The following is a 22701-nucleotide window of genomic DNA, read 5'->3' on the forward strand; positions in this document are numbered from 1 at the left end:
GTACTTTTAAATAATGCAAATACCGCACTTATAAAATGACTACAACCATTCAACAGCGTTCTAACGGTAACGTATGGAATCGCTTTTGCGAGTGGATCACCAGCACTGAAAACCGTGTATACATCGGTTGGTTCGGTGTATTGATGATTCCAACCCTACTATCTGCGATCGCTTGCTTCGTCATCGCCTTCATCGCCGCGCCTCCCGTTGACATTGACGGTATCCGTGAGCCAGTTGCAGGTTCTTTAATCTACGGAAACAACATCATCTCTGGTGCAGTTGTTCCTTCCTCTAACGCTATCGGTTTGCACTTCTACCCAATCTGGGAAGCAGCTTCCTTAGATGAGTGGTTGTACAACGGTGGTCCTTACCAATTGGTAATTTTCCACTTCTTAATCGGCGTAGCTTGCTACCTCGGTCGTGAATGGGAACTTTCTTACCGTTTAGGTATGCGTCCTTGGATCTGTGTTGCATTCTCCGCTCCTGTAGCAGCAGCAGCAGCAGTATTCTTGGTATACCCCATCGGACAAGGTTCATTCTCCGACGGTATGCCTTTAGGTATCTCCGGTACATTTAACTTCATGATCGTGTTCCAAGCAGAACACAACATCTTGATGCACCCCTTCCATATGTTAGGTGTAGCTGGTGTATTCGGTGGTTCTTTGTTCTCTGCAATGCACGGTTCTTTGGTAACATCTTCCTTGGTTCGTGAAACAACCGAAACCGAATCTCAAAACTACGGTTACAAGTTCGGTCAAGAAGAAGAAACCTACAACATTGTTGCAGCACATGGTTACTTCGGTCGCTTGATTTTCCAATACGCTTCCTTCAACAACAGCCGTTCCTTACACTTCTTCTTGGCTGCATGGCCAGTAGTTGGTATCTGGTTCACTGCTTTAGGTGTAAGCACCATGGCGTTCAACTTGAACGGTTTCAACTTCAACCAATCAATCATTGATTCTCAAGGTCGTGTCATCGGTACTTGGGCAGATGTAATCAACCGCGCTAACTTAGGTATGGAAGTAATGCACGAGCGTAACGCTCACAACTTCCCCTTAGATTTAGCTGCTGGTGAAGTTGCTCCTGTTGCATTGACTGCTCCTGCAATCAACGGTTAATCCACTGGGTTTAATAAGCTTAGTTAAATAAAAAATACCCTCCAGAAATGGGGGGTGTTTTTTTGTTTGAGGCTTTTTGTTTGAGGATATTATATTATTAATAGTGTTTGTATTTTGATTATGAAAGTATACATTTCAATAAGAAACTAAAAGAGTCAGGCTTGTCAAAAGAATTTACTCCTAAGTGTTATATTGTGTCAGATGGTTCTGTACCAAAAGAATTTGATCAGTATAAAGAAGAGTTAAAAAGAAATTTTGGAGAAGGTAATTATGATATTAGTAGAAATTCAGATTTAGGTAATTTTTTACGAGGTGTAAATTTTCAAATTAAAGGCAAAAAGAAAAAGAATAAAAGGTAAATTATGTAAAGCAAAGCATGACTACTGTTATATTTTCTTATACAGAAGATAAAGTAATTTTACTAAGTATTTGCTTAATTATTAGCATTAAATGTCATATTTTATTGTCAAAATAGGATCTTGATCGGCAATTCACTATAAAATCTAAAATCCGAAATTTTAAAAGCACAATGACAAATTTAACTCCCAATTCTAGTTTTAGTGTAACTCTACGCCTACAAATTCCTAACCGAGTGGGAATGTTAGCGGCTGTAACTCAAGCGATCGCCAATAATGGCGGTAATTTGGGTACAATAGATTTAATAGAACAAAGCCGTCAACAATCTATTCGTGATATTACCGTTGATGCAGCCAGTACAGAACACGCAGAAACCATAGTTCAAAGCGTAAAAGAATTAACTGATATTATAGTTTTAGATGTCTACGACCGGACATTTAATTTACATCGCGGGGGCAAAATTAGTATTGCTAGTAGAATTCCCTTGAAAAGTGTTTCCGATCTAGCAATGGCTTATACTCCAGGGGTAGGAAGAGTCTGTAAAGCGATCGCCCAAAACCCAGAAGAAGTTTATAATCTCACCATCAAACAAAATACCGTAGCTATTGTCACCGATGGTAGTGCAGTTTTAGGCTTAGGAAATTTAGGGCCAGCAGCAGCTTTACCAGTCATGGAAGGTAAAGCCATGTTATTTAAAGAATTTGCGGGTATAGATGCTTTTCCCATCTGTTTGGATACCCAAGATACAGATGAAATTGTCAAAGCTGTCAAAAATATTGCTCCTGTATTTGGTGGTGTAAATTTAGAAGATATCGCCGCACCCCGCTGTTTTGAAATTGAAAAAAGACTACAAGCAGAATTAGACATTCCCATTTTTCACGATGACCAAAATGGTACAGCTATTGTCACTTTAGCAGCCTTGTTTAACGCCTTAAAATTAGTACAGAAATCAATTACAGATGTGCGTATTGTCATTAACGGTGCTGGTGCTGCGGGGGTAGCAGTCGCTCGTTTACTTCGTAAAGCCGGCGCAGAGCAAATTTGGATGTGTGACTCTAAAGGAATCATTTCCACCAATCGTACAGATTTAAACGCAGAAAAACAAGAATTTGCTGTCAAAGCCCAAGGTACTTTAGCTGGTGCTACCCAAGGTGCAGATGTATTTATTGGTTTGAGCGCACCGGGAGTTTTAACCCCAGAAATGGTAGAAGGTATGACTAAGGATGCAATTGTCTTTGCAATGGCCAATCCCATCCCAGAAATTCAACCAGAATTAGTACCTGCAAACGTAAAAGTCATGGCTACTGGCCGCAGTGACTATCCCAACCAAATTAATAATGTTCTCGCTTTTCCCGGTGTATTCCGTGGGGCTTTAGATTGTCGGGCTAGTAGAATCACTACTACCATGTGTTTAGAAGCTGCCAGTGCGATCGCATCTTTAGTCAAACCTGCTGATTTGCACAAAGAACATATCATTCCCTCTGTATTTGATCAGCGTGTTTCTACTGCTGTCGCCGCTGCTGTTCAACAAGCAGCTAGGGAAGAAGGAATTGCCCAGAGTTAATACAGGAGAAGTCCGTAGGGGTTTAGCACGGCTCATTGGTGTCAACTTAACGGTACTGCCTCCCAAACTTGTTGACTAATTTTTTCTACATCTCGATGTCGTTTCCTAGTAGCTTTAACTAAACCAAATAATTTCGCTCGTTCTACAAGATAGGTAACGACTTCGGGGTTTTCACCCCGTGCAACTGCTCTAGCGACATAATATAGACTTTTAAACACCATTTCTACTGATATGTTCTCTTTTGGCTGATTCAATGTAACTGCCACTTCTGAGATTTAATACCGAATAAAAAATTAAAGTTCCCAAAATTTGAATTTGTACTCCATTAGTTTGAATGTAAGGATTCAGGTCGGGGTATTGACAAGTGTGAGATGGGAAGCAACATATATAAATTATGGAAAAAAACCTGCCCCCAAAACTAGACAGAGAAACCTTGAGACAGTTGGCGACTGAGCAGCTTTCAGCCGTTAAAAAAATTTTTCCCAAAAAACTTTGAAAAAAGAGTTGACAAACCAAAGGAGGTTCGTTATATTAATTAAGTGCCGGACAGAGAGCCGCCAAAGAGCGGACTCGGAAGGACACCGAACCTTGAAAATAATATAGTTTGAAAGACAGTATATAACAAGTCCTGCGTCAAGTAAAGATAATTACTACCTGACTGAGGTATTAAATCAGTCGAAAGAGCTACAAACAAACCAAAACGGAGAGTTTGATCCTGGCTCAGGATGAACGCTGGCGGTATGCTTAACACATGCAAGTCGAACGGTCTCTTCGGAGATAGTGGCGGACGGGTGAGTAACGCGTGAGAATTTGGCTTTAGGTCGGGGACAACAGTTGGAAACGACTGCTAATACCGGATATGCCGGAAGGTGAAAGATTTATTGCCTGAAGATAAGCTCGCGTCTGATTAGCTAGTTGGTAGTGTAAGGGACTACCAAGGCGACGATCAGTAGCTGGTCTGAGAGGATGATCAGCCACACTGGGACTGAGACACGGCCCAGACTCCTACGGGAGGCAGCAGTGGGGAATTTTCCGCAATGGGCGAAAGCCTGACGGAGCAATACCGCGTGAGGGAGGAAGGCTCTTGGGTCGTAAACCTCTTTTCTCAAGGAAGAAAAAAATGACGGTACTTGAGGAATAAGCATCGGCTAACTCCGTGCCAGCAGCCGCGGTAATACGGAGGATGCAAGCGTTATCCGGAATGATTGGGCGTAAAGGGTCCGCAGGTGGAACTGAAAGTCTGCTGTTAAAGAATTTGGCTCAACCAGATAAAAGCAGTGGAAACTACAGAACTAGAGTACGTTCGGGGCAGAAGGAATTCCTAGTGTAGCGGTGAAATGCGTAGATATTAGGAAGAACACCGGTGGCGAAAGCGTTCTGCTAGGCCGTAACTGACACTGAGGGACGAAAGCTAGGGGAGCGAATGGGATTAGATACCCCAGTAGTCCTAGCCGTAAACGATGGATACTAGGCGTGGCTTGTATCGACCCGAGCCGTGCCGTAGCTAACGCGTTAAGTATCCCGCCTGGGGAGTACGCACGCAAGTGTGAAACTCAAAGGAATTGACGGGGGCCCGCACAAGCGGTGGAGTATGTGGTTTAATTCGATGCAACGCGAAGAACCTTACCAAGGCTTGACATCCTGCGAATCTCGGTGAAAGCTGAGAGTGCCTTCGGGAGCGCAGAGACAGGTGGTGCATGGCTGTCGTCAGCTCGTGTCGTGAGATGTTGGGTTAAGTCCCGCAACGAGCGCAACCCTCGTTTTTAGTTGCCAGCATTAAGTTGGGCACTCTAGAGAGACTGCCGGTGACAAACCGGAGGAAGGTGAGGATGACGTCAAGTCAGCATGCCCCTTACGCCTTGGGCTACACACGTACTACAATGCTACGGACAAAGGGCAGCTACACAGCGATGTGATGCAAATCTCATAAACCGTAGCTCAGTTCAGATCGAAGGCTGCAACTCGCCTTCGTGAAGGAGGAATCGCTAGTAATTGCAGGTCAGCATACTGCAGTGAATTCGTTCCCGGGCCTTGTACACACCGCCCGTCACACCATGGAAGTTGGTCACGCCCGAAGTCATTACCCCAACCGCAAGGAGGGGGATGCCGAAGGTAGGACTGGTGACTGGGGTGAAGTCGTAACAAGGTAGCCGTACCGGAAGGTGTGGCTGGATCACCTCCTTTTTAGGGAGACCTAATCCATTTAGAAATCGAAAGCAATCAGCAATTAGAGACTAAATTGGTCTACTCTAGGTCGGTCGTAGATTGTTTTATATTCTTTCAAACTATATATTTGGTTCGATTAAGGGCTATTAGCTCAGGTGGTTAGAGCGCACCCCTGATAAGGGTGAGGTCCCTGGTTCGAGTCCAGGATGGCCCACCTGAAGGAATTCAAAAATCAAAAATAATTACTTTTGACTTTTGAATTGTTCTTGGGGGTTTAGCTCAGTTGGTAGAGCGCCTGCTTTGCAAGCAGGATGTCAGCGGTTCGAGTCCGCTAATCTCCACATTTGGAAAAAATCAGCAACTAGTGAAAAGCTAGACTGCTGGTGAAAGCCAGTCAGAACCTTGAAAACTGCATAGTAACGCGAAGCAGGCAGTCGAAAGACTGTCAGATGGAAGAAACCAATGGATTGTGGTCAAGCTAATAAGGGCTAATGGTGGATACCTAGGCACACAGAGGCGAAGAAGGACGTGGTTACCTACGAAAAGTTCCGGGGAGTTGGAAGCAAACTGAGAGCCGGAAGTGTCCGAATGGGGCAACCCTATATACTGCCTGTTGAATATATAGACAGGAAAGAGCCAACCCAGCGAATTGAAACATCTTAGTAGCTGGAGGAAGAGAAATCAAAAGAGATTCCCTGAGTAGTGGTGAGCGAAAGGGGAAGAGCCTAAACCAACAGGTTTACTTGTTGGGGTAGTGGGACAGCGATATCGAATCTAGAGACTAGACGAAGCAGCTAAATACTGCACCAGAGGGGGTGAAAGTCCTGTAGTCGAAAGTTGAAGGATAGTAGCTGAATCCCGAGTAGCACGGAGCACGAGAAATTCCGTGTGAATCAGCGAGGACCATCTCGTAAGGCTAAATACTACTGTGTGACCGATAGTGAACAAGTACCGCGAGGGAAAGGTGAAAAGAACCCCGGAAGGGGAGTGAAATAGAACATGAAACCGTTAGCCTACAAGCAGTGGGAGTCCGATTTAACGGATGACCGCGTGCCTGTTGAAGAATGAGCCGGCGACTTATAGGTACTGGTAGGTTAAAGCGAGAATGCTGGAGCCAAAGGGAAACCGAGTCTGAAGAGGGCGATAATCAGTATTTATAGACCCGAACCCTGGTGATCTAACCATGGCCAGGATGAAGCTTGGGTAACACCAAGTGGAGGTCCGAACCGACCGATGTTGAAAAATCGGCGGATGAGTTGTGGTTAGGGGTGAAATGCCAATCGAACCAGGAGCTAGCTGGTTCTCCCCGAAATGTGTTGAGGCGCAGCGGTAATGATTAAAACTGGGGGGTAAAGCACTGTTTCGGTGCGGGCTGGGAGACCGGTACCAAATCGAGACAAACTCAGAATACCCAGTGAACACATTGCCAGTGAGACGGTGGGGGATAAGCTTCATCGTCAAGAGGGAAACAGCCCAGACCACCAGCTAAGGTCCCCAAATCATCACTAAGTGATAAAGGAGGTGGGATTGCACAGACAACTAGGAGGTTTGCCTAGAAGCAGCCACCCTTGAAAGAGTGCGTAATAGCTCACTAGTCAAGCGATCCTGCGCCGAAAATGAACGGGGCTAAGTGATGTACCGAAGCTGTGGGATTAACTAAACATTAATCGGTAGGGGAGCGTTCCGTAGTAGGGAGAAGCAGTAGCGGCGAGCAGCTGTGGACGAAACGGAAGTGAGAATGTCGGCTTGAGTAGCGCAAACATTGGTGAGAATCCAATGCCCCGAAACCCTAAGGGTTCCAGAGCCAGGTTCGTCCACTCTGGGTTAGTCGGGACCTAAGGCGAGGTCGAAAGGCGTAGTCGATGGACACAGGGTCAACAATCCCTGACTAAGATATGGGAGCATTGCTAGGGACGCATGAAAGATAGCCATACCCTGATTGGTTTGGGAGGGGTTTACGAACTCCGTTTGGTGAAGGATAGTGTCAAGAAAAGCTAGTAATGTGATGAAGATATCTTACCCGTACCCGAAACCGACACAGGTAGGGAGGTTGAGAATACCAAGGGGCGCGAGATAACTCTCTCTAAGGAACTCGGCAAAATGGCCCCGTAACTTCGGAAGAAGGGGTGCCCACGAGAGTGGGTCGCAGTGAAGAGATCCAGGCGACTGTTTACCAAAAACACAGGTCTCCGCAAACTCGAAAGAGGACGTATGGGGGCTGACGCCTGCCCAGTGCCGGAAGGTTAAGGAAGTTGGTCAGTGGCAACATGAAGCTAGCGACTGAAGCCCCGGTGAACGGCGGCCGTAACTATAACGGTCCTAAGGTAGCGAAATTCCTTGTCGGGTAAGTTCCGACCCGCACGAAAGGCGTAACGATCTGGATGGTGTCTCAGAGAGAGACTCGGCGAAATAGGAATGTCTGTGAAGATACGGACTGCCTGCACCTGGACAGAAAGACCCTATGAAGCTTTACTGTAGCCTGGAATTGTGTTCGGGCTTGGCTTGCGCAGGATAGGTGGGAAGCGATGAACTTCTCCTTGTGGGGAGAAGGGAGCTAACGGTGAGATACCACTCTGGCGAAGCTAGAATTCTAACTCATCTCCGTCAGCCGGAGAGAGGACAGTTTCAGGTGGGCAGTTTGACTGGGGCGGTCGCCTCCTAAAAGGTAACGGAGGCGCGCAAAGGTTCTCTCAGCACGCTTGGAAACCGTGCGGCGAGTGTAAAGGCAATAAGAGAGCTTGACTGTAAGACCGACAAGTCGAACAGGTACGAAAGTAGGCCTTAGTGATCCGACGGTTCAGCATGGAATGGCCGTCGCTCAACGGATAAAAGTTACTCTAGGGATAACAGGCTGATCTCCCCCAAGAGTTCACATCGACGGGGAGGTTTGGCACCTCGATGTCGGCTCATCGCAGCCTGGGGCGGAAGTACGTCCCAAGGGTTGGGCTGTTCGCCCATTAAAGCGGTACGTGAGCTGGGTTCAGAACGTCGTGAGACAGTTCGGTCCATATCCGGTGCAGGCGTAAGAACATTGAGAGGAGTCCTCCTTAGTACGAGAGGACCGGGAGGAACGAACCGCTGGTGTACCAGTTATTGTACCAACAGTAGACGCTGGGTAGCCACGTTCGGAGCGGATAACCGCTGAAAGCATCTAAGTGGGAAGCCCACCTCAAGATGAGTGTTCTCACTACTTTAAGTAGGTAAGGTCACGGGCAGAACACCCGTTCATAGGCTTTAAGTGGAAGTACAGTAATGTATGTAGCTGAGAAGTCCTAACAGACCGAGGGCTTGACCTCTCATCTCATTGGTCAATCATATTTCGCGTTACTTGCAGTCTTCAGGGTTGCTGTTTGATTTGTTATTTTTAATTCTTTAATCACGAATTACGAATTACGAATTACAAATTAGCAATTAAAAGTTTTCCTGGTGTCTATTGCGCGGTGGAACCACTCTGACCCCTTCCCGAACTCAGAGGTGAAACGCTGTTGCGGCCACGATAGTCTGGGGGTTGCCCCACGCCAAAATAGCTCGATGCCAGGGCAATAATTCACACAAAAGCCTCCTCTCTATTAATAGAGGGGCTTTTGTTTTTTGGTTTTTATATTATTATAGTCATTTAACTTTAAATTGAGACATCAAGCTAAACAACAACCACGGAAATTTAATCTTCTAAACATTTGTACCGCCTTGGTTATCCTACAATCATTATCTACAGAAATTATCACTTTTTGTCTCATTCTTAAGTTAAACAACTATAAAATGGGTGACTACTGATTCTGTCACTCTCCAAATTATCCTATTAATAAAGAGTTTTGAAGAGACGCAACATCAATTGATTCAGGTGTTGGTCATTAAAATTTCGTGGTTTGGTCATCTTGCGGAATTTCTATTCATAAAAAACTGGGCAATCGCCTACTGTATAAGAACTCTAGAATTCAGAAATGGCAAGTGTTTTCGGAAAGTGACAGAAGAAGGATAATCCGATGCACCCGGAATTGATATGATATCGGTTCACAGCATCATTGGGTCTGTGTTGCAGCAGACCGGACAGGTGACTATGCTATCGTGAACGCACAGTTAATAATCTCCAAAAAATGTCACCCCCTGAAGTTTTGAGCTTATTCCCCAACCGCAAACAAATGCGGTTTCTTCGGAGCGGGTTAATTACAAATTCTGGTTCTAAAAGGGTTTTGCTGCTAAACGCTGATCACTATTAGCGTAGCTTACCGTATGATTCTTACGTCGTCACGCCAGCTATAGACATAAGCTGAAAGCTGCGGTAAATTCACATATCTTTTAACTATCTTCTGAAATTTATCCGGAACATAATGCGATCGCACAGAACTTTTAGATGGTAGATGCACCCTGATAACTAATTTCCCCTGGTTGGCTAACACCTTCTAGGGGTTTTTTATTTCTTTATTCAGTATTACTGAAAAAGCAATTTAATTTTCCGGAATCAAAGATAAAAAGGAAGTAGATAGAAATAAGTAGATGCACCCTGATAACTAATCTCCCCTGGTTGGCTAACACCTTCTAGGGGTTTTTTATTTCTTTATTCAGTATTACTGAAAAAGCAATTTAATTTTCCGGAATCGAAGATAAAAAGGAAGTAGATACAAATAAGTAGATGCACCCTGATAACTAATCTCCCCTGTTTGGCTAACACCTTCTAGGGGTTTTTTGTATTCATTTTCCATGATACTACATACTACTGAAATAGTAGAAAATTAATCCGGAATTGAAAACGAAACTAGAGAAAATATAAATAAGTAGATGCACCCTGATAACTAATCTCCCCTGGTTAGCTAACACCTGCTAGGGGTTTTTTATTAAGAAATATAAACAAACTTATGGAATGGAATTTATCCGGATGATTGGGCTACACCTGAGTACATTGTACTGGTAGATGCACCCTGATAACTAATTTCCCCTGGTTGGCTAACACCTGCTGGGGGTTTTTTATAAATAACAGCTAACTACCCTGAATGCTGTGGTTTTTACATTCACATTACCTGTTGGTTTCCAGTTTACCTCTGTCTTTTAGTAAATGCCAAGTCCAATTTCTGAATTGCTTTCATTTTATTTTCACCCTAAGCCATAGGTTCAGAATGATTACAGCGATATAAAACTGTTCTTTTAATAATTTCTTTATAATTTTGCCTAAGCATTTAGTATTTCAGCAGTCAGCTAATAACAGCAACTACTAACCTTGCTATCCTACTGCAATATTTATGATAAAAGAATAATGTTCCAGAAGTTACGAAATTTTCATAAGTAAATGAGTTTATCAATAATCAAATTTTCCTCAGAAGATTGTGGTATCTGTCATAAGATGTCTTTCTATGACAAAAAAGTGTCTGAGGAGTTGGGTTTACAGTTTATTGATGTCAAGATGCAGGATACGGCGACTTATCGTAAATATCGCCAAATTTTGTTGAGTCAATACCCTGATAAATCCCAGATGGGATGGCCTACCTACATTATATGTGATTCTCCGGCAGCGGAATTTAAAGAATTTAAAATTGTGGGTGAGGTCAAAGGTGGACATCCCAAGGGCGAATTTAGAAGCCGTATCCAAGAAGTTTTAGATACGGTTGCTAGTCAGAATTAATTACTTCAAAGGATTTTACCTCTAGGACAGGGCCTATCATGGCGGTTGTCATGATATCTTCGCGTACCTGTCCGGTAATTTGGGCTGTTTGTCCTGACTTAAGTAGGTTTTTGTCGGTACTTTTAGGAATTTCGTAGGTAGTGCCATCTTCTGTGACAAAAGCCCAAGCACCGAGTCCAATATTACGGCGTTCTATTTTGCCTGTGGTTGTAATCATTTGGTAATGGGTAATGGGTAATGGGTAATGGGTAATGGGTAATGGGTAATGGGTTATTCATCCTCCCCATTACCCCTAAACTTATGCTGTTTGTTCGTCGTTTTTCAATGCTAAACGGGCTAGTCCGTAGCAGAGTAGGGCGTTGAAAAGTAGAAAGGTGCGGGCTAAGTTCCCGTCTCCTAAACCCCAAACTGCGGGGTCATAAATGGCGCTGATGGTTAAACAGGCTGCTACTCCCAAGCTAGAACCAATGGCAAACCATTTCCAGGTAGTGTTTCCTAAGAGTAAGACTATTAAAATTAGGGGAATTAAAACACTGGCAAAGAGGGGATTTAATGTACCTGTTCCCTGGATGCTGTTGCCTAGTTCGGGTATGGAACTTCCTAAGACTCGGAATGGCCATTGGGGTAGGTCAAAGATGTAAAATCCTTTGAGGAAGAATAAACCGGAACTACCAAATATTAAACCGCTACCTAGTGACCAACTCCAACCGAAGGGGAAGTAAGCCCTTAAAAACCAAGCAAGGAGATATGAACCTACTACCATGAGAACTTTTGGGACTAGGGCGACTACTCCGCCATCTATCCAAAAACCGGGGTTGATATAACCGTTATCTCGTAACCAGCGGAAAAAGTCGTTAAAGCTAATTTGTCCGACACTGGCGAGTTTTACTGCGGCTTCGGCGTTTAGTTGTCCAGCACCGTAGTAGTTTAAACCGTCATCTTGAATAACTCTGGCTGACTGTTGGAGAACTTTTAATATTTCTTCTGGTTCGTTAATTCCTGCGGCTTTGACTAGGGCGGCTACTCCGGCGACGTGGGGGGCCGCCATGCTTGTACCTTGAAGTCCTAAAAATACGCCTTGGCCTTGTTCGTCTATGGTTTCTTGGAGAATTGTACCGGAGTCACTACCACCGGGGGCGGATATATCTACTCCTGCACCAAAGTTAGAGTAGGGGGCTTTTTCTCCGTCTGCACCAAAGGCGGAAACACTAATGACTTGGGGATAACGGGCGGGGTAGCTTGCACCGTCGGTGTTTTCGTTTCCGGCGGCGGCTACTATGACTACGCCTTTGTTGTAGGCATATTGGATGGCTTCTTTCATGAGTTGGCTTTCACCGCCACCACCTAAGCTCATGTTGATGACATCTGCACCGTTGTTAGCGGCAAATTTGATGGCTTCGGCGATGTCTGCTACTGTACCACCACCGTCTGAGCTTAATACTTTGAGGGGCATGAGGTTGGCTTCGTAGGCGACTCCGGCTACTCCATATTTGTTGTTGGTGGCTTGGGCGACTGTGCCAGCTACGTGTGTACCGTGGCCGTTGTCGTCGTTGGCGGTTTCGGTGTCGTTGACGAAGTCGTAACCTTTGACGAATTTTGTTTCTTGTAAGTCTCTAACTTTGGTGATGCCGGTGTCTATGACTGCAACTGTGATACCACTACCTTTGGTTTGTGTCCACGCGCCTTCTATGCCAATTTTGTGCAAGTTCCATTGTTTGCTGTAATATTGGTCGTTGGGTCCGCGTAGGGTTGGGTATGGTTGGGAAGGTTGTATTTCTCCTAACTGGGCGGTTTGTGTGATGGGAACTGCTTTGTATATGTAGTTAGGTTCGATAAATTCTGTGACTTTGGCTATGGTTGATTTTCTGAGTTCTTTTAACCGCTGGCGATCGCCTTTGATAATATAAACATTATCTTGGGCCGAATATTGGTTATCCAGTCTAGGTGTAACATTATATTGTTGAGCGATCGCTTCTAAGTCTTGTTTTATAACTGTGGCTGGTGTATTCTCCCGAAAGTCTAGTAGGATTGTATCGAATTCACCGTTGTTTGCTAATCCCTGAATATTCAGAAACCCAAATATGGCTGCAACCAAACCGATGACAAACAGGCTTGATAGTATAAGTCTTTTCATATCAACTCATCACCGCTTCTTGTCAGTTTGACCACTACCATAACTCATAATTAGGTGTTCTAGGAGTCAGTGGGGGAGCATACTCAGCTGTTATGCCGCTAGACTTTATATCCTAAATATAGTTAAGTTTTGTGGTGTGGGCATCTTGCCCGCTAGAATTATACAAAATTAAATGCACAACAGCTTAAATGTAAAAATTCCATATACACACTAAGTCTGCCTCCCCAGGCTGTGAGTCTGAGCAGACGGACTTTGCTTGTGTAGGCGCGAATTCTCTTCGCCAGCCAACCTATCAGCGAAAACTATTTATCATAAAATACGGCTAGTTCTTGCATGAGGCTTAGACACTGTTTTGGACTCATATTATGTGGTTTCATGGTGTCAGATGTAGAATACTTCAATATTAAGTTTTTTACCTGCTCGGACTTTAAGTCACTCAGGTTGACTGTTTTCATTGACCACACGCCAAATATACGACTTTTGATGGGTCTGCATTCAATCAGTTCGGGGGTATGATGACGTGGGTCTTGAGAAATGCGATTGAATGTGTTACTAATTGTTGTGCGATCGCCTTCCAATATCTGCAAAAATACAAAATCACCATAACATAGCATTCCTGTAATACCATCTCGCTGGTTATTTATTTCCGATTTTTGCATAATATCTCTGAGATCGTGATACCCTAAATCCGGTTTTCCATAACTACTGTAAATAATTCTGTATAAATTCATAACTTCTCCTAGTTTTCTCTCATGCTGTTACTGTCTATTGGGTTTCTCATGGTGAGCCAGTAACAAATAAGCTCAAAATGAAGCGGTTTATAAGCTTTAATTAAAATACTAATTAATCAGAACCTAATTTAGTCTTGTTTATTAGTTTTATTAACTGTAGATTTTTCTTTACACTTAAAACTACGCTTTTTAATCTCTACAACTATTTATATGTTCAAGATGCTTGTTACTTAAACAAGTTTTAATTACAGCATTTTTAACACCAATACTAATTATTAAAGTGCAAATTTCATTTTCTGTATTCCTGGTAATTACTGATTTTTAATATATTTTATGTATAAATTAAGTGAAATTGTACTGATGTTACAAATAGGGGAATTGAATTTATTTAAATTACAAAATATCCTTGAAATCAATATATGGCAGCATTTACACTGTCTAATAATATCATTAAGAGCAATAAGTTTACTTCATAGTTACAAAGAAATTTTATACATTTAATTACATCTACATGATTCAGAGCAGAGAATATTAACACAAGGTTAATGATTCTATGTAGAGGTTACAGCAGCTAACAGCAGTCAAACCCTTGTGGTGTAAAAATTTTTGATGCTTATTTGTACCTCATTGATCTACAATATGTTGTAATTTCCATAAGTTTACTAACATCAAACTAAATAAATTAGAATAAATTAGATTTTTTGATTATTTTTTGGCATAATTTATATATTAGGAAAATAACAGAGATAAAATTTATTTTTATCTGTTTTCCTATTATTAATTACGAGTTACTAATTATGGAACGTGGTCTTTTTTGGTTGCCTTTGTTGGTAGGATTTTTCTGGTTAGCTTGGCAAGGTTCACAGGAATATCAGAAACTAGAAGCATATAAAATTTGGGCAGAAAACTTTGAACGAGCTAAGTATGATATTTATGCTGTTATGGGTCAAAAAAGTAATGATATTACTTGGGGAAAACCCACGACTAAAGGACCAATTCAACTAGAAACTTTTAGTTTATTAGATGTCATAAAAATCCAGCTATTAGTAAATAATAAATCTGTGGAAATAGAAAATCCACCCCCAAAAGGTCGTAATATTGAAATAGAGTTTCTATTTTCTGAATCGGATAAATCGGTAAAAGTTCCTTTTACAGAAATTCCTTTAGCAGCAAAATGGACTAAGTTTTTACAGGAATTTTTACAAAAATTACAACATTTTAATGCTTCTTCCGAATCCTAAACTCTCAATTTTGTAAGGGTTTAGCACTGCTAAAACCCCTACTACTGATTCTCATAAATCCTAACAATGACAACTACAAAAACATCAATTCCTATAGCTTTAACTATTGCTGGTTCTGACAGCGGTGGAGGTGCAGGTATGCAAACAGATTTAAAAACTTTTGCTTTTCACTGTGTTCACGGAACAAGTGCTATTACTTGCATTACAGCCCAAAATACTCTCGGTGTAGTCCGGGTTGATGCTATGACTTCAGATGCTGTAATTGCCCAAATTCGGGCAGTGGTGGAAGATATTGGAGTGCAAGCTGCCAAAACAGGAATGTTACTCAATCAGGAAATTATCACCGCTGTAGCTGGAGAAGTGACAGCTTTGCAGATTAATAATTTAGTAGTTGACCCAGTGATGGTATCACGGACGGGAGCGCAATTAATAGATGATGATGCAATTCAAACTTTATGTAATCAATTAATTCCTCAAGCGGCTATAATCACACCAAATCGTTATGAAGCAGAGATTTTAAGTGGGTTGGAAATTGTTTGTTTAGAAGATATGCAAACAGCAGCGGAAATTATCTATAGAAATATATCTAAAAATTCGGGTACAAAAGCAGTTTTAGTGAAGGGTGGGGGAATGTCTGGAGATGTGAAAGGTGTGGATGTTTGGTTTAATGGGGAAAGGTTAGAAGTTCTCAAAACCAAACAAGTAGAAACTAAAAATACTCATGGAACTGGTTGTACTTTATCAGCTGCAATTACTGCTAATTTAGCTTTGGGTAAAGATTTATGGACAGCGGTAAAAGATGCTAAAGAATATGTAACTTCTGCATTGAGTTATTCTTTAGATATTGGTCAAGGACAAGGCCCTGTGGGGCATTTTTTCCCGTTGTTGGAAAAATAAAAATTGTCAGAATTAGGATGTCCAGGATTAAAGGATTAACAGGATAGAATATCTGTTTTCATCCTTTTTCGGGCAACTTGGTTATAAATATCTCTCTTCTGTCACTTTCTGAAAACACGTGCCATTTCTGAATTCTAGAGTTTTTATACAGTAGGCAATTGCCCAGTTTTTTACGCATAGAAATTCCGCAAGATGGCCAATACCTGAATCAATTGATATTGCGTCTCTTGAAAACTCCTTATTAATAGGATAATCCGGAAAGTGACAGAATAGGGATATGTATTAAATCTATAAGAAATCCCCCAGTGGGCATAGCCTACCAGGGGAGTTGAAGATCAAGGTGCATCTACCAATAAAATGTTCTAGTGGAAAATAATCCAATCCGGATAAAGTTGTAATAGCACTCTAAGGCCAAACAAACCGAAACAATCAACTTTGATAGCCAAATTTCTGGCACCATTCCTGAATAAGACTATCCCAAATTTTTTATTTAAGTATTTTTTTGTGTATTTTAGTGGAATTTGCAGTTTGTTATGTATCCCTATTCTGTCACTTTCCGGATTATCCTATTAATTAAAGAGTTTTCAAGAGACGCAATATCAATTGATTCAGGTCTGGAATTCAGAAATGATAAAGCTTTTCGGAAAATGACAGAAAACGGATAGATTACGCAGTTTATTAAACTGGCACTTTGGTATTAATTCTCCATCAAAGTAACGCAAGAGCCAGAAAAATTAAGGTCTAAATAGCGCGACTCAAGGAAATACCAATTATAAACAAATATCATAGGTAATTAAACAAACAAGATATTAAACAAACAATCATGAAAATTACCAAAAGGCTCACCAACTGGCTAGAAACCAACGCCTCAGCCCCTACCTACGGTGGTTGGGTACTAGCAGGAGTATCTGTTAGTTATTTAGGAGCTGCTATTAACACAATGACGGGCTGGTTATATGTAATTAGTGGGGTATCCCTCGCTATTTTAGGATTATCAATATTTTCAGCACCGCGATTGCTCAAAAATCTAGTCGTCAAACGCTTCCCCATCCCCCCAATTACCGCAGGTGATGAACTCAGCATAGAAATAGAAATTCATAACCCCACCCAAAAACCAGTCTCATTATTGCTAGTATCCGATACATTACCCTTTGTATTAGGTGAACCCACCAAACAACCAATAGATATCATTGAGCCAGAAAAATTTTACCGTTGGCACTACTACCAGCCTACCCAACGCAGAGGAATATATAAATGGCTTCAGGTAGAACTAGCTACTGGTGCGCCCTGGGGTTTATTTTGGTGTCGTCGTCAACGGGAATGTCCCGCCATAGCCATAGTTTATCCCACTGTCTTACCCCTAAGCAATTGCCCCCTAGTAGACGAAATTGGCCAAGATGACAGTCAAAGAAATGACCCCCGTGGTAAACCCTTACAATTAGCTACATCTGGCTTAGTGCGATCGCTCCGTCCCTACCGCATTGGAGATCCTACCCGTCTCATCCATTGGCGTACCAGCGCCCGTTATGGAGAATTACGAGTCAGAGAACTAGAATTAATCACTGGTGGCCAAGAAGTGATTATTGCCCTTGATACTGCTGCTAAATGGGACGAAGAACAATTTGAACAAGCAGTCATCGCCGCCGCATCCTTATATTTTTATGCCCAAAGGCAAGAACTACAAGTACAACTATGGACAGCAGCTACAGGAGTAGTTAAAGGTGATGTCACCATTTTAGAAGCCCTAGCAGCAACCAACCCCCTAGAAGAAGACAAGCAACCACCAGAAACATCACCCCTAATTTGGCTAACCCAAAACCCCCTCACCCTATCTAACCTACCAGCCGATAGTCGTTGGGTACTATGGCAAGATCCCAATTCATCAGCAAAAATGATAGTTAACCAAGACTACTCCGGCATCATTTTAGATAGTGAACAAGAATTGCAACTACAACTACAAAAACCATTAGCCTCATTTTGACAGGAAATGCGAAAGTCAGAAGACAGAATTTATTAACTTTGACTTTTGACTTTTGACTTGATGCCTCCCCCTCACCTAGTACCCTGCTGTTGTACAATGCAAAGAAATATTTAAGTTATAAAAACGCCGATCCCAATGGTCAATTCAGAAGCGAACACAAAAGCCAGTGATAAAAGCCTAGAGGCAATGCGCCATTTTTCCGAACAATACGCCAAGCGGACTGGTACTTTCTTCTGTACTGAATCCTCCGTTACAGCAGTAGTAATTGAGGGTTTAGCTAAACACAAAGATGATTTAGGAGCGCCTTTATGTCCTTGTCGTCACTACGAAGATAAAGAAGCAGAAGTTAACGCTGCCTATTGGAACTGTCCCTGTGTACCGATGCGAGAAAGAAAAGAATGTCACTGTATGTTATTTCTCACCAGTGATAATGACTTTGCTTGTGAAAGACAAGACATTTCTTTAGAAACCATCAAAGAAGTACGCGAAAGCATGGGTTAAACACTGATGAGTGAAAACCTACCCCCAGAGTTTTGGCAAGGAGTAGAACAGTTCAACACTGGGCAGTTCTACGCCTGTCACGACACCCTAGAAGCTTTATGGATTGAAGCAGCAGACCCAGAAAAAAGCCTATACCAAGGTATTCTCCAAATTGCCGTAGGTCTTTATCATCTGGGTAATGGTAACTTACGAGGGGCAATGATTTTACTAGGAGAAGGTACAAATCGTCTCCGTCGTTATCCTAATAATGATTGTGGTATTGATGTGGAAAAATTACTACTCGATGGTGTGAAATTTTTAAAGGTACTCCAACAAACAGATCAAAAAAAAGTACCTCATGGTGATTTAATAGCAAATTCAGTCTTGCCTTTACCAAGGATTTCTATTATTAAGGAATAGCAGTTCAGAAACTTTGGGTTCAGGAAATCGTCAAAAATTCAAATTAGAATATAACCTGAAATCTTCTATTTCCAATTACTATGATACCTTCCTATCAATTGCCAAAATCACAAATACTCCGTCTAGGATTAGCTCTCATGCTGCCTGTAGCCTTCTTGGGTACGTTATCCCTAAACAACCCAATTCCCCAGGCTACAGCCCAAACCGCGAAGGGAAATCGCCCTCTGACTATTCGTTCCGATGTGCAAGAATACGATTCTACAACTCAAGTGATTACTGCACGTGGTAATGTGCAAATGTTATATCCTGCTCGTCAGTTACAAGCAACCGCAGCCCAAGCCCAATATTTTAGCCAAGAACGGCGCATAGATTTCAGTGGTAATGTTTATATTTTGCAACAGGGTAATAATAGTATCCGAGCAGAAAGAGTTACTTACTTAATTGACGAAGGACGATTTATTGCTTTGCCTAAATCTGATCGTCAAGTGGAATCAGTTTATATGGTAGAAGATGCTAATTTAAATGGACAAACATCTAAACCAGCACCGAAAACACCAGCACTCAAGCCTTCTAATTAGGGCTTGCGGAAAAGGTTTTTCCTTGCTTGTCACCCCCTGAAGTTTAAAAGTCAGCAACAGGTAATTTACCTTGTAACAAAGCCAAATTTCCTTGAACACAAGCACTACAACCACAACCATTGTGATTGATAACTTTATGGTTTTGTTGATGGAAAATTGGCTCTGTTAATTCAGGAGTTGCTTGTACAGATACGGCTACAACTTGGTCTGCATTAGGTATAACTTGGCACTTAGTAGATGCTTGGGCGGGATTAACTACCAACAGCAGAGATGCTAAAAAAACTTGACAAGCGCAAAAAATCAGTTTAGCTATGTTCATAATTTACTGCTTATAATTTACACTGAAATACTGCTGCTGATACAGCATACTCGATTTATTCAGCATTAGTCATTAGTTCTTGACCACATTAATAACTCTCCTTGTTCCCCACCTGCGGCTAAAAATTTACCTTGGGGATGCCATGCTAGGGTAGAAAAACCTCCACTCACACCAGTTAAAATCTGTGCTACTTCGTCATTTTGATTCCATACACATAACCAACCATCAGCACCGGCAGAGGTAAGAATTAGACTTTGAGGTATGTAGGCGATCGCATTAATTATATCCACATGATTGGTTAAAACTCGCGCTTCCCAACCCAAATCTTCATCTACTGACTTTTCCCAAACCACCACACCATCAACACTGGAAGTAGCCAATAGCGGCGCTCCTGTAGCACTTTTTACTTCTGACCAAACCAACTGGCGAATTTTCCCCGGAAAACCACGCATGACCCATGGATCAGGATTTCCCCATTCTAAAACTGTAACGCTACGATCCATATTTCCTGAAGCTAAATATTTACCGTCAGGAGACCACCCCATAGCTAAACTCACAGTTGTAGTAGCGAAAACATAGGGTTCATCATCCCAATTTTGACTATTCCAAACCTTTAAGCCTTGATAACCACTAAGCGCTAAATATTGTCCATCATTACGCCAATCAATTCCTAAGATTGAGGAGTTTTCAAAATTAAGAGTAACAACTATTTCTGCTGTGTCTGCATCCCAGACTTGCACATAACGTCCTAAACTAAATGCCAGGTAATTATTAATAGGATGCCAAGTTAATTTATCAACCCAAGCAGGGGCATTTTCTAAGGTTGTAATTAATTGATTACCTCGCCATATTTTCACCGTTCCATCTTGTCCACCCACGGCTAAATATTCACCATCAGCAGAAAAAGCTACACAATCTGTTGATTTACCTGTAATAGTTTGTAAGTTGGTAAGTTGTTGATTTTCCCAAATTATCACCTCTCCTGCTGCGGAAGTTACAGCCAGTTTTTCACCAGATGCAGACCAAGCTAGAGATGTAACATAGTCAGTAACTTTACTGGAATAGTAAGTTGTAAATTTTTCAGTTTTATTATTTGTGTAGTTCATGATAAAGATTATATGATATTTATTTTAATTTTCATTATATAGCAATTCTATTTAATTTTTGAATATATACTTAGGGTGGGCATTGCCCACCACTAACCTTAACATTTCTGGGAATAGTTTGGTTGTTTCTTGCGTAACTACTTATCAATAAAATACCTTTTTCCAGTCAATTTTAAGGATTAGGTTTTTGTAGCAAAAGTGCTAAAACTATCAGAGGTTTTTTGAAAATAAAGTTTCTTGCTTGTGGGGTAAAATAGTCTTTCAAATTTGCCTTCCACCAGAAATTGACTGCAATATTTACTTGTTCTAAAGAGTAAACTTGATGCCACCAAAAAGGAGGCATAAACAGCATTTCTCCAGGCTCTAGAACACATTCTATAACTTGTGCTTCTTTAAATTTAGGAAATTTATCAAAGTCAGGTTTGTCAATATTTAAGTAACTCAAATGTGGTGCTTTTGAATCTACAGAATGAGGATATAAAAAAGGAGTTTGGTTTGGTGCAAACAGTAGCAGTTTTTTTCTGCCCCGCACCTGACATAATATATTTTGTGCTGCATCCCAATGTAATGGAGTAGTATTTCCACCAGTACCTATCCAGAGATTCGACACGATGAAAGATTTCTGACTAATGTAATCTGGAACTTCAATATCTGGTAATAGTTCTGGGAACATTAATTTAATTGGATTTTGTTGCAGGTAATAGTATTGGTCAGATTTATTTTCCTGAGTTATCCAATTGGTAAACTCAGAAAACTGCATTTTTGTACTAGATAAAGTATCCCCAGTATCTGGATCAAAAGTAAATATTTTGTTTTTATTAGAGATATTGATATCTAATTCTTTATCACCCACAACACCATTCAAATAATCCAGTGACCATGAATGAAAGGCTTTCCATTCTTCTATTTTGCCAGTAATTATTACTGGTTTGCTATAAGCTTGAGTTGCTTGTTTGAACTCTTGCTTTGTAGGTTTATGAATACGTGCAATGCTATTTACTGAGAGTTGTTCCGGGTTTTTTTCTACATTGATAGTCATGATTTTATCTCATAGTTGATTTTAGTGGATTTGAAAATTAGGAATTTTAAATTGCTTATCCCTCAGTTTTTTTTAGAAGCCTTGCTGAAGAGGGATTTGATCAGAAGTCCAATTTGTTGAGGACTACTTGCAAAAATACGTCTTGCTTGTGGTGCAAAATAATCTTTAAAATTCATACCCCACCAAAAATTGATGGCAATATTTAGCTGATCTAGAGAGTGAACTTGATGCCACCAAAAAGGAGGAATGAAAAGCATTTCACCAGGTTCTAGAGTACACTCTGTATATCTGGCGTTTTTAAATTTAGGAAATTTATTGAAGTCAGGGTTATTAATTTTTACCTGACTCATATGTGGTATCTTTGAATTGACAGGAAAAGAATATAAACAAGAGGTTTGTTTAGGTTCAAACAGTAACAGTTTTTTTCTTCCTCGTACCTGACATAATAAATTTTGTACGGAATCCCAATGCAATGGACTGGTATTACCTCCTGTACCCATCCAGAGATTTGCTAACACAAAGACATTCTTTTTAATGTATTCTGGCGTTGCAATATCTGGTAATAATTCTGGAAAAGATGTTTCAATGGGAGTTTGATAAAGGTAATAAAATGTTTCAGTTCTATCACCGTTAAGAATCCAGTCAGTGAAGTCATTAAACTTCATTTGTATACTAGGTAAGATGTAATCATTTTCTTCGGTAAAGGTGAAGGTTTTATTTTTAGAAACGCTGATTTTAACTTCTTTGTTTTCTAAAGCTTGATTCAAATAGTCAATTGACCAGGAATCAAAGGCTTTCCATTCCTCTATTTTGCCAGTAATAATCACTGGTTTACTATAAGATTGAGTTGCCTGTTTAAACTCTGATAGTGTGGGTTTATGAATACGTGCAATTGTATTTCCTGAACTTTGCACTACTGGATTTTCAACGCTGGTAGTCATAGGTTTCTCCTATCA

General features: G+C 41.3%; 17 protein-coding genes, 2 tRNA genes, 3 rRNA genes and 1 pseudogene. 15 read left to right on the plus strand and 8 right to left on the minus strand.

Going from position 1 to position 22701, the window contains the following annotated elements:
- Window positions 1–35 precede the first annotated feature (35 nt).
- The 3 genes from psbA to WJM97_RS02050 all read left to right on the plus strand — a co-directional run bounded on the left by psbA (window position 36) and on the right by WJM97_RS02050 (window position 3039).
- Window positions 36–1118 carry a photosystem II q(b) protein gene (gene psbA / locus WJM97_RS02040; protein ID WP_353931406.1) on the plus strand — a complete coding sequence of 361 codons (1083 nt, stop codon included), beginning with the start codon at window positions 36–38 and terminating at the stop codon, window positions 1116–1118.
- A gap of 161 nt (window positions 1119–1279) precedes the next feature.
- A complete protein-coding gene (locus WJM97_RS02045; protein WP_353931407.1) occupies window positions 1280–1477 on the plus strand; it encodes a hypothetical protein in 198 nt (65 codons plus the stop codon).
- Window positions 1478–1647: 170 nt separating this feature from the next.
- The gene (locus WJM97_RS02050) at window positions 1648–3039 is read left to right on the plus strand and encodes a malic enzyme-like NAD(P)-binding protein (protein ID WP_353931408.1); all 1392 of its coding nucleotides are present in this window, start codon (window positions 1648–1650) and stop codon (window positions 3037–3039) included.
- Between the two features lie 41 nt (window positions 3040–3080).
- Here the strand turns inward: WJM97_RS02050 and WJM97_RS02055 are convergent.
- Window positions 3081–3366 (minus strand): annotated as a pseudogene (locus WJM97_RS02055) (IS4 family transposase); the annotation flags it as partial.
- A 370-nt stretch (window positions 3367–3736) separates the two neighbouring features.
- Here WJM97_RS02055 and WJM97_RS02060 point away from each other — a divergent pair.
- The 6 genes from WJM97_RS02060 (at window position 3737) to WJM97_RS02085 (ending at window position 10819) form a co-directional block, all read left to right on the plus strand.
- A 16S ribosomal RNA gene (locus WJM97_RS02060) occupies window positions 3737–5223 on the plus strand.
- 122 nt (window positions 5224–5345) lie between these two features.
- A tRNA-Ile gene (locus tag WJM97_RS02065) sits at window positions 5346–5419 on the plus strand.
- Window positions 5420–5473: 54 nt separating this feature from the next.
- Window positions 5474–5546 (plus strand) — tRNA-Ala (locus tag WJM97_RS02070).
- Between the two features lie 130 nt (window positions 5547–5676).
- Window positions 5677–8501 (plus strand): 23S ribosomal RNA (locus WJM97_RS02075).
- 126 nt (window positions 8502–8627) lie between these two features.
- A 5S ribosomal RNA gene (gene rrf, locus WJM97_RS02080) occupies window positions 8628–8745 on the plus strand.
- Together the 16S, 23S and 5S rRNA genes with 2 tRNA genes alongside form the textbook arrangement of a ribosomal RNA operon.
- A gap of 1741 nt (window positions 8746–10486) precedes the next feature.
- Window positions 10487–10819, plus strand: a complete 333-nt coding sequence (locus WJM97_RS02085) for a thioredoxin family protein (protein ID WP_353931409.1) — start codon at window positions 10487–10489, stop codon at window positions 10817–10819.
- On the opposite strand, the gene WJM97_RS02090 is transcribed toward WJM97_RS02085, so the two are convergent.
- From WJM97_RS02090 to WJM97_RS02100, 3 genes are all read right to left on the minus strand, one after another.
- Window positions 10806–11036, minus strand: a complete 231-nt coding sequence (locus tag WJM97_RS02090) for a hypothetical protein (RefSeq protein ID WP_353931410.1) — start codon at window positions 11034–11036, stop codon at window positions 10806–10808. The two genes, WJM97_RS02085 and WJM97_RS02090, sit on opposite strands and share 14 nt — an antisense overlap.
- An 81-nt stretch (window positions 11037–11117) precedes the next feature.
- Window positions 11118–12953, minus strand: a complete 1836-nt coding sequence (locus tag WJM97_RS02095; protein WP_353931411.1) for a S8 family peptidase — start codon at window positions 12951–12953, stop codon at window positions 11118–11120.
- A gap of 302 nt (window positions 12954–13255) precedes the next feature.
- Window positions 13256–13684 (minus strand): BLUF domain-containing protein, encoded by a 429-nt coding sequence (locus WJM97_RS02100; RefSeq protein WP_353931412.1) that lies wholly within the window; start codon window positions 13682–13684, stop codon window positions 13256–13258.
- 797 nt (window positions 13685–14481) lie between these two features.
- Here WJM97_RS02100 and WJM97_RS02105 point away from each other — a divergent pair.
- The 6 genes from WJM97_RS02105 to WJM97_RS02130 all read left to right on the plus strand — a co-directional run bounded on the left by WJM97_RS02105 (window position 14482) and on the right by WJM97_RS02130 (window position 19281).
- Complete coding sequence (locus WJM97_RS02105) at window positions 14482–14925, plus strand: hypothetical protein (RefSeq protein WP_353931413.1); 444 nt, start codon at window positions 14482–14484, stop codon at window positions 14923–14925.
- A gap of 66 nt (window positions 14926–14991) precedes the next feature.
- Complete coding sequence (thiD, locus tag WJM97_RS02110; RefSeq protein WP_353931414.1) at window positions 14992–15822, plus strand: bifunctional hydroxymethylpyrimidine kinase/phosphomethylpyrimidine kinase; 831 nt, start codon at window positions 14992–14994, stop codon at window positions 15820–15822.
- A gap of 823 nt (window positions 15823–16645) precedes the next feature.
- Window positions 16646–17803, plus strand: coding sequence for a DUF58 domain-containing protein (locus tag WJM97_RS02115; protein WP_353931415.1), 1158 nt, complete (start codon window positions 16646–16648; stop codon window positions 17801–17803).
- A 135-nt stretch (window positions 17804–17938) separates the two neighbouring features.
- On the plus strand, window positions 17939–18304 hold the full coding sequence (locus WJM97_RS02120; RefSeq protein ID WP_353931416.1) for a ferredoxin-thioredoxin reductase catalytic domain-containing protein: 366 nt from the start codon (window positions 17939–17941) through the stop codon (window positions 18302–18304).
- 6 nt (window positions 18305–18310) lie between these two features.
- Complete coding sequence (locus tag WJM97_RS02125) at window positions 18311–18703, plus strand: DUF309 domain-containing protein (RefSeq protein WP_353931417.1); 393 nt, start codon at window positions 18311–18313, stop codon at window positions 18701–18703.
- An 80-nt stretch (window positions 18704–18783) separates the two neighbouring features.
- A complete protein-coding gene (locus tag WJM97_RS02130; RefSeq protein WP_353931418.1) occupies window positions 18784–19281 on the plus strand; it encodes an LptA/OstA family protein in 498 nt (165 codons plus the stop codon).
- A gap of 43 nt (window positions 19282–19324) precedes the next feature.
- On the opposite strand, the gene WJM97_RS02135 is transcribed toward WJM97_RS02130, so the two are convergent.
- From WJM97_RS02135 to WJM97_RS02150, 4 genes are all read right to left on the minus strand, one after another.
- Complete coding sequence (locus WJM97_RS02135) at window positions 19325–19600, minus strand: hypothetical protein (protein WP_353931419.1); 276 nt, start codon at window positions 19598–19600, stop codon at window positions 19325–19327.
- Window positions 19601–19665: 65 nt separating this feature from the next.
- A complete protein-coding gene (locus tag WJM97_RS02140) occupies window positions 19666–20706 on the minus strand; it encodes a WD40 repeat domain-containing protein (protein ID WP_353931420.1) in 1041 nt (346 codons plus the stop codon).
- Between the two features lie 172 nt (window positions 20707–20878).
- Window positions 20879–21745, minus strand: a complete 867-nt coding sequence (locus tag WJM97_RS02145) for a cupin-like domain-containing protein (protein ID WP_353931421.1) — start codon at window positions 21743–21745, stop codon at window positions 20879–20881.
- A 62-nt stretch (window positions 21746–21807) separates the two neighbouring features.
- Window positions 21808–22686, minus strand: coding sequence for a cupin-like domain-containing protein (locus WJM97_RS02150; protein ID WP_353931422.1), 879 nt, complete (start codon window positions 22684–22686; stop codon window positions 21808–21810).
- Window positions 22687–22701 lie beyond the last annotated feature (15 nt).

This window comes from Okeanomitos corallinicola TIOX110 (assembly GCF_038050375.1).
GTDB classification, from domain to species: Bacteria; Cyanobacteriota; Cyanobacteriia; order Cyanobacteriales; family Nostocaceae; genus Okeanomitos; species Okeanomitos corallinicola.

Coding starts and splice junctions, on each gene's coding strand:
- WJM97_RS02095 (WP_353931411.1), bottom strand. CDS start 12,953: ATGAAAAGACTTATACTATCAAGCCTGTTTGTCATCGGTTTGGTTGCA.
- WJM97_RS02150 (WP_353931422.1), bottom strand. CDS start 22,686: ATGACTACCAGCGTTGAAAATCCAGTAGTGCAAAGTTCAGGAAATACA.
- thiD (WP_353931414.1), top strand. CDS start 14,992: ATGACAACTACAAAAACATCAATTCCTATAGCTTTAACTATTGCTGGT.
- WJM97_RS02120 (WP_353931416.1), top strand. CDS start 17,939: ATGGTCAATTCAGAAGCGAACACAAAAGCCAGTGATAAAAGCCTAGAG.
- WJM97_RS02145 (WP_353931421.1), bottom strand. CDS start 21,745: ATGACTATCAATGTAGAAAAAAACCCGGAACAACTCTCAGTAAATAGC.
- WJM97_RS02125 (WP_353931417.1), top strand. CDS start 18,311: ATGAGTGAAAACCTACCCCCAGAGTTTTGGCAAGGAGTAGAACAGTTC.
- WJM97_RS02130 (WP_353931418.1), top strand. CDS start 18,784: ATGATACCTTCCTATCAATTGCCAAAATCACAAATACTCCGTCTAGGA.
- WJM97_RS02105 (WP_353931413.1), top strand. CDS start 14,482: ATGGAACGTGGTCTTTTTTGGTTGCCTTTGTTGGTAGGATTTTTCTGG.
- WJM97_RS02100 (WP_353931412.1), bottom strand. CDS start 13,684: ATGAATTTATACAGAATTATTTACAGTAGTTATGGAAAACCGGATTTA.
- WJM97_RS02140 (WP_353931420.1), bottom strand. CDS start 20,706: ATGAACTACACAAATAATAAAACTGAAAAATTTACAACTTACTATTCC.
- WJM97_RS02050 (WP_353931408.1), top strand. CDS start 1,648: ATGACAAATTTAACTCCCAATTCTAGTTTTAGTGTAACTCTACGCCTA.
- WJM97_RS02115 (WP_353931415.1), top strand. CDS start 16,646: ATGAAAATTACCAAAAGGCTCACCAACTGGCTAGAAACCAACGCCTCA.
- psbA (WP_353931406.1), top strand. CDS start 36: ATGACTACAACCATTCAACAGCGTTCTAACGGTAACGTATGGAATCGC.
- WJM97_RS02085 (WP_353931409.1), top strand. CDS start 10,487: ATGAGTTTATCAATAATCAAATTTTCCTCAGAAGATTGTGGTATCTGT.
- WJM97_RS02135 (WP_353931419.1), bottom strand. CDS start 19,600: ATGAACATAGCTAAACTGATTTTTTGCGCTTGTCAAGTTTTTTTAGCA.
- WJM97_RS02090 (WP_353931410.1), bottom strand. CDS start 11,036: ATGATTACAACCACAGGCAAAATAGAACGCCGTAATATTGGACTCGGT.